The following is a 6,534-nucleotide window of genomic DNA, read 5'->3' as shown; positions in this document are numbered from 1 at the left end:
AGGGTGAACTTGCGCCAGTTCGCCGGAATGAGCCGGCGCATCCGGTGACCGTCGAGCTGGTCCAGTCGCCACAGGGCGACTAGCGAGACGATGGTGGACAGGATGGCGCCCACCATCGCCAGCAGCTTCAACGTTGTTGGGGTGGTGGAGAACCTGGTGTCGATGGTCGCGGAGAACTTCAACCCGGGTGGCGCGGGACCGGTCAGGTCGGTGAACACCCCGACGATTTGCGGACGCAGGTTGGGGTCGTCGAAACCTCCGGACTGAGGCTTGCCCGCGGCATCGGTCAGCCCGACAAAGGTGGCGAAAGTTCCGGCGCGCGTTGAGGTTATCTCGATCCGTCGGCACTGTGCGGACTCCGCTTGCTCGCGCGAGACGCTGGCAATGACCACGTTGCGGTCGGTGACGTCGACGCGCTTGCCGTTGACCACGACGAACAGCGCATTGAGCGCCGCATCCTTGCCCTTCTTCGGCGCCGTGCTCAACACGACACCGCCGTCGGCCGGCAGGCCCCGCACCACGGCGCACGGCACGGTGGCCGTGACGTCGACCGGAGATAGCGAAATCAACGGTGCTGTAACGCTATTCAGTTGACCCTGCTGCGGCCAATTGAGCATCGCCGTCGTCTGCACGACCGGTAGCAACGGTGTGGCCACCGACAGCACGAAGCCGATCAGTCCGGCGATCGTGGCGACCCACCGCGTCGTCCGGACGTCGCGGCCCGCGGCGACGTCTGCTCGTTTTTCGATGACCGGGCTCATGGCAGTGCCCGAATCGGACCTTGGCGGCTCCAGCCGTTCACGGTCATCACACCCTGTTCGATGACGGCATTCGACGCCTGATCGCTCGGCACTAGCCGGTAGTACTGCTCGACCGATCCCCAATCGCGATACCAGTCACCGCGCAGGTAGGTCGAGATCGTCGAGGTCCGCAGCAGCACCTGGGTGAACAGGAACGGGCCGCCGGTCCCGCTGGCCTCCCAACCGTTCGACGACGACGCTGTCTGTTTGTGGTCGGGCAGGATGCGGTAATCCGGAAGCTCGGCCACCCCAAGGTGTTCGGAGAACGGCCGCTGACACGGGAAGTTGGCCGCGGTCGCGATGTCCATCAGCACGGGTTTCTGCGATCCGATCAGTTGTTGCAGCGTTTCCAGCACCGGCACCCGAGGCGGCGTGAACGCGAACCACTGATCTTGGCTGAGGTTCGGGTCGTAGGCGACGATGCGTGCCACGTTGGCCTCGGGTGGTGCCCAGGTCAGCGGAAAGCGCAGATTGCGCCAGGCCGGTTCGGGTCCGATGTCGATGGGCTGCACCTCCCCGAGTGGCTGGGTGGTCCCGTCGGGCCGAGAGATGCCCCACTGCAATTTCAGCAACTGTCCGTAGGTGAAGGTGCCGTCCTCCTTGTACGACCAGATAGCCCCGGCCGCCGATACCACCACGATCGGCCGGTCGGCGGTCCGTGGCGGCAACTGGTACCAGGCAGAGGTGGCAGTGGCGGCCAAGGTGTTCTCGCCGTAGCTGCCCATCACCGGCGTGCGGGCCGGGTCGAGGCCGAACGGTAGTGCCACGTTCGACCCGTTCACCCCGACCGGGCCTTTTCCACCGGCCGTCCCTGCAGAGTCACTCATGGCGGCGTTGGGCTTGTTCGGTGACGCGTCGGAATTCACCACCCCTGGTTTGGTCACCACCGGGTACGACCTCAGGTCATCACCCACCCCGTCGGGTTTGAAGCCCACCGGGTTGGCGCCCCCGAGCGGACCGTCGGGCCCGAACGTCTGTCCCGGAACCGGTTGCAGCAGGCCAACATTGGGGTCGGGCTCAGTCAGCACGTCGTCGCCCATGGCGCAACTGGTGGGCGAGAGCGCCGAACTGATCGCGGCGAGATTGGCCTTGCCGGTGGTGTAGAGCGGATAGCGGAACACCGCGCCCTTGGCCAGCGACGCGACCTCACCGACGACCATGATCGTCGCGACCACGAGCAGTGGAGTCGACGCCAGCACCCGGTTGCGCCGGTTGTCCGTCACTTCGGTGTGGCCGGCGTAGTCCATCCGGAAGTGCTGCCATGCGGCCAGCAGTCCGGTGATGATCGACAGCGTCAAAAAGATCGACGTCACCGGGTGGCTGGCGATGACCGGCTGGATGTCCCACCATGGCACGCCGTAGTTGCCGACGTAGAACCAACCGTTGACGCCCGACGTCGCCACCGCCAGCACGAACAGCAGTGCCGTCACGTACAGCGTCAGGTTTCGGCGGTTGTGTAGACCGATGCGGGCCAGCGCGAAAGCGGTGACCGCCCCGAGTGCGCCGGCCAGCCCCGCGAATGCACCGAACTGAATCGCCCACTTCGTCGGAGTGAAGGTCAAGAGCAGCAGGCCGAAGGCGGTGGTGCCGACCAATCGCCACGCCGGGCCGCTGGCTACCCCGGGGATCCGGCCGCGGCGCAGCAGGATGACCAGCATCCCGAACAGGCACAGCAGCAGCACCAGCACGGCGAACCGCCGCGCCATCGACCCGTCCGGGTTGGATTCCACCGTGAGGAAGTAGTAGCGCAGCCAGTCCTGATACCACGCGATCGTCGGTCCGACTTTGTATTTGATCCGAGCCGACTCGGCGACAGTGGCCAGCGTCTGCGACCGGAACACCACGACGGTGATCAGCGACAGCGACGCGGCCAGCACCGCCAACGGTGCGAGCAGGCTGTCAGTTGCCTTGCGCCGCGTGATGATCTGCGCGATCGGCCGCGCGCCGGTCAGCAGGGCGGCGATCGCGATCAGGCCCTGCGGCGCCACCGTCGCCGTCAACATCGCCACGATGATCGCCACCGCCGCCGGCACCAGCCGACGGGTCGCGATCGCGGTCTCCACCAGCATCCAGGTGGCGATCACGCCCAGCGCGATCAGCGGCTCGGGCCGCAGGCCGTTGTTGAACGGCAGCCAGGCCGCCACGAACACCGCGCCCGCGGTCCACACCGCCACCCGGTTGCTCGCCAGCCCACCCTTGCCGGGGCCCAGGCGTCGCAGCACATAGCGGCTGATGATCAGCCAGCAGCCGATGCCGGCCAGCATCGCAGGCAGCCGCATCCACACGCCCGCGGTGCTGACCGATGCCAGCTGGGCCAGCAGCGATTGGTACCAGTCGAAGGGTGCCTCGGTCGTCCCGAAGTACCGGTAGTAGTTGGCCACGTAGCCGGCCTGCCCGGAGACCCGGACCATGGTCAGGTTGTAGCCGTCGTCCGATGATGTAGCGCCGATGACTTGCCACAGCAGCAGCGTCGAGACCACCCCGGCGTCGGCCAGCCAAGTCGCCAGCCCGGGGCCGAACCAGTGCCGCCAGTTGCGCGGCGTCCGGTGTCCCGACTGCCGGTCCAGCACGCCCAGCGCGGCGATCGAGGCCAGCACCGCTAGCGCGCCCAGGGCCAGCACGGCCCGCTTGAGCATCGTGGGGGCGACGATGAAGCGGGTGTCGACGTCGATGCGAGCCGACAATCCCGGCTGCGCGGCCACCGCCAGGTCGGTGAAGATCCCGCCGACCGCAGGCTTCTTCTCCGGCGCCAGCTTGCCGGTCGCGCCGGGGATCCCGATGAAGTCCGCGCCGGCGCCGCCGGCGTCCGCCCAGATGTGCAGGGTGCTGCAGGCGCCGGCGGCGACGGCGGGGCGGGGCGCCGCCGCGGCGACCGTGTCCCGGAACGCGACGACGACGGTGTCCTTGTTGGCCCGTACGAACAGCCCGCTCTTGCCGGTCTCGAAGCCGTTCACCGGCAGCGTCGACACCACCAGGCCGCCGTCGGCGGGCAGCGTGGCGATCGCGCCGCACGGGATGGAGATGTCCAGCGCCCGCGGCGCCCCGGAGACCAGCGGGGCGGTGATGTCGGTGATGTGCCCGTCGGCGTTGACGCCCTGCGGCCACAAGATGGTGGCCGTCGTCTGGTTGACCGGAAGCAGCGGGACCAGCGCGCACAGCAGCGCACCGACGATGCCCGCGACGACGGCGACCAGCCGCGCGAGCCGATGCGTCGATCGCTCACTGTCGTCGTGGGGCACGAGGGACGATGGTAGGCGACTAAGCCACCGGCGACGATGCAGCCCGCGCCGTGGGCGGAGGAGGAGTCGGAATCGGCCACAGCCCGGCTGCCTGGTAGGGAGACGGGCTGATCGGTAATCAATCCGTAACGATCCAAACCGCATTCATAGAATCTCGGCCGGCGACGATGCAGGTCAGTGTGCCGGACGACACCATCTGAGCCCGCGACGTGGCCCAACGCACCGTTTGGGGCCGTTCGACTACTCCGCGCGAACATGGTTTAGTAGGTCAGCGGTGGTGAATTTAACGGAGCAGAAACAAATTGCCGCCGGCCAGTGGCGTGAGCTATGGAGTCCCCCTTACCTGCGGACCTCGGCTGTTATCGCTGGGGGCGTGGTCCTGTACTCCACGAACGAGTTCCTCACGATCAGCATGCTGCCCAGCACGATCAACGAGATCGGCGGCGAGCGGATCTACGCGTGGGTGACAACTCTCTACCTCGTCGGGTCGGTGGTCGCAGCAGCGACCGTCAATACGCTGCTGCACCGCATCGGCGCGTGCGTCTCGTACCTGATGGGCTTCGCCGTCCTCGGCGTCGGCAGCCTGGTCTGTGCGGCCGCACCCAGCATGGAGATCCTGCTGGTCGGCCGCTTCCTGCAAGGACTCGCCGGCGGTCTGCTGTGCGGTCTGAGCTTTGCCGTGATCAACGCCGTGCTGCCGCGATCGCTCTGGAGTCGGGGCTCTGCGATGGCCGCCTCGACGTGGGGTATCGGCGCGTTGATCGGCCCCGCGGTGGGCGGCCTGTTCGCGCAGTTCGGCGCGTGGCGGTGGGCGTTCGGCTTGCTCGCGATGCTGAGCGTGGCGATGGCCGGGCTGGCGCCGGGCCTGCTGAGCATGGACGGCGGCGGAGAACCGCCCACCGACCGCGCCGGGGCCAGGGTCCCGGTGCCATCGGTCTTCCTGCTGGGCGCCGCGGCGCTGACGGTCAGTGTGGCCTCGCTGCCGCACAACATCGCCGCAACCGTCAGCCTGCTGATCCTCAGCGGGCTGCTGGTTGGCGCATTCCTGGTGGTCGACCGCCGAATGGATACCGCGGTGCTGCCGGCCAGCGTCTACGGGTTCGGCCCGCTGAAGTGGGTCTATTTGACCTTGGGGCTGATGGTCGCGGCGACCAAGGTGGATCTATACGTGCCGCTGTTCGGCCAGCGGCTGGCGCACTTGGGTCCGATCGTTGCCGGACTATTGGGCGCGGCGCTATCGCTGGGCTGGATGATCAGCGGACTCGTCAGTGGCTCGTTGAACAAAACGCGCTCGATCCTGATCGTGGTGATCGCGTCACCACTGTTGGTCGGCGGCGGGCTGGCTTTGGCCGGAGTCACTCATGTGCAAGGCGCGAAGGTCGGCGTCATCGTCGTGTGCGCAGTGGCGCTACTGGCCGTCGGGGTGGGTGTCGGTGCCGCCTCGCCCCACCTTTCGGCGTGGGCGATGAGTGACGTCGACGACCCGGCTGAGGGCGGCGCCGCCGCGACCGCGATCAACTCGGTACAGCTGATTTTCGGCGCCTTCGGCGCCGGGCTGGCCGGGGTGGTGGTGAACCTCGTCGACGACGGCGGGGTGTCAGCGGCTCATTGGGCGTTCGCTGTGTTCGCGATTCTTGCGCTGACTGCCTGTGTGACCGCCTATCGCGCCGGGCGCCGGCAGGTCGCGTTCTAAACGGTTACTGGCGCAGTGGCGCCGGGCTCCACCATCCGCTGCGGGTTGCCGAACCCAGGTCGAGTCGGGCGGGCTCGGCATTCGGGTAGTACGGCGTAAGTTGTTGCAGCGCACCCCAGTCGCGGGACCAGTCGTCTTTCAGGTACGTCGGCACGGTGTTCGGGCGCACCAGCAACTCGGTGACGCCCAGTGGCCCGCCGCCGTTCTTGTCCATCACCGGCGAGTTGGCCTCGGCGCCGAACCGATCGGGCAGGATCCGCCACTTCGGCACCTCGTCCACACCGTTCTGATGGCCGAACGGTCGCTGACAGGGGAAAGCCAGTCCCACAAGCCAATCCAACAGCACCGGTTGCGTCGAGCCGACGACGTCCTGCAGCGTGCGCAGCTGCGGGATACGCGGCTGGGTGACTGCGATCCAGTGCTGCGGCGCGAGGTCCTCGTCGTTAACCACCACCCGGACCTGGGTGGCGTCCGGCGGCAGCGCGGACATCGGAGCCCGAAGGTTGCGCCACGCCGGGGCCGCGCCGACGTCCGCGAGTCCTGTTGCGCCGCCTGGCTTGTTGTCGGCGGCCTGTTTGTCATTGGCCCACTGGATCTGGACCTCGCCGTAGCTGAAGCGGCCCGCCGCCGAGACTACGAGCAGTGGTCCGGCATCGCCGCGCTGACTTTTGTCGGGCAGCCGGTACCAGGCCGACCGCAACCGGGCGGGTATTTGGACGCCGGATCGCCAGCTGCCCAATACCGCAGTTTTGGCCGGATCGAGGCCGAAGGGCAGCCGCGCGCGCGATCCGTTGACGCCCGG

General features: G+C 67.8%; 4 protein-coding genes. 1 reads left to right on the top strand and 3 read right to left on the bottom strand.

The features are described 5' to 3' along the window. A partial coding sequence (locus VN856_RS01970; RefSeq protein WP_325685623.1) for an arabinosyltransferase domain-containing protein occupies positions 1-761 on the bottom strand: 761 nt, incomplete at its 3' end. Continuing rightward, positions 758-4,039: an arabinosyltransferase domain-containing protein gene (locus VN856_RS01965; protein ID WP_325685621.1), complete on the bottom strand. Its 3,282-nt coding sequence runs from the start codon at positions 4,037-4,039 to the stop codon at positions 758-760. The genes VN856_RS01970 and VN856_RS01965, both read right to left, overlap by 4 nt. Positions 4,040-4,313: 274 nt before the next feature. Here VN856_RS01965 and VN856_RS01960 point away from each other — a divergent pair, with 274 nt between their 5' ends. Continuing rightward, the gene (locus VN856_RS01960; RefSeq protein WP_414686848.1) at positions 4,314-5,732 is read left to right on the top strand and encodes an MFS transporter; all 1,419 of its coding nucleotides are present in this window, start codon (positions 4,314-4,316) and stop codon (positions 5,730-5,732) included. Positions 5,733-5,736: 4 nt separating this feature from the next. Here VN856_RS01960 and VN856_RS01955 read toward each other — a convergent pair. Further along, positions 5,737-6,534: arabinosyltransferase C-terminal domain-containing protein (locus VN856_RS01955; RefSeq protein WP_325685617.1), on the bottom strand; the 798-nt coding region annotated here is incomplete at its 5' end.

The organism is Mycobacterium sp., from assembly GCF_035603715.1.
GTDB lineage: Bacteria > Actinomycetota > Actinomycetes > Mycobacteriales > Mycobacteriaceae > Mycobacterium.
This window is presented reverse-complemented; position numbering and strand designations above follow the sequence as displayed.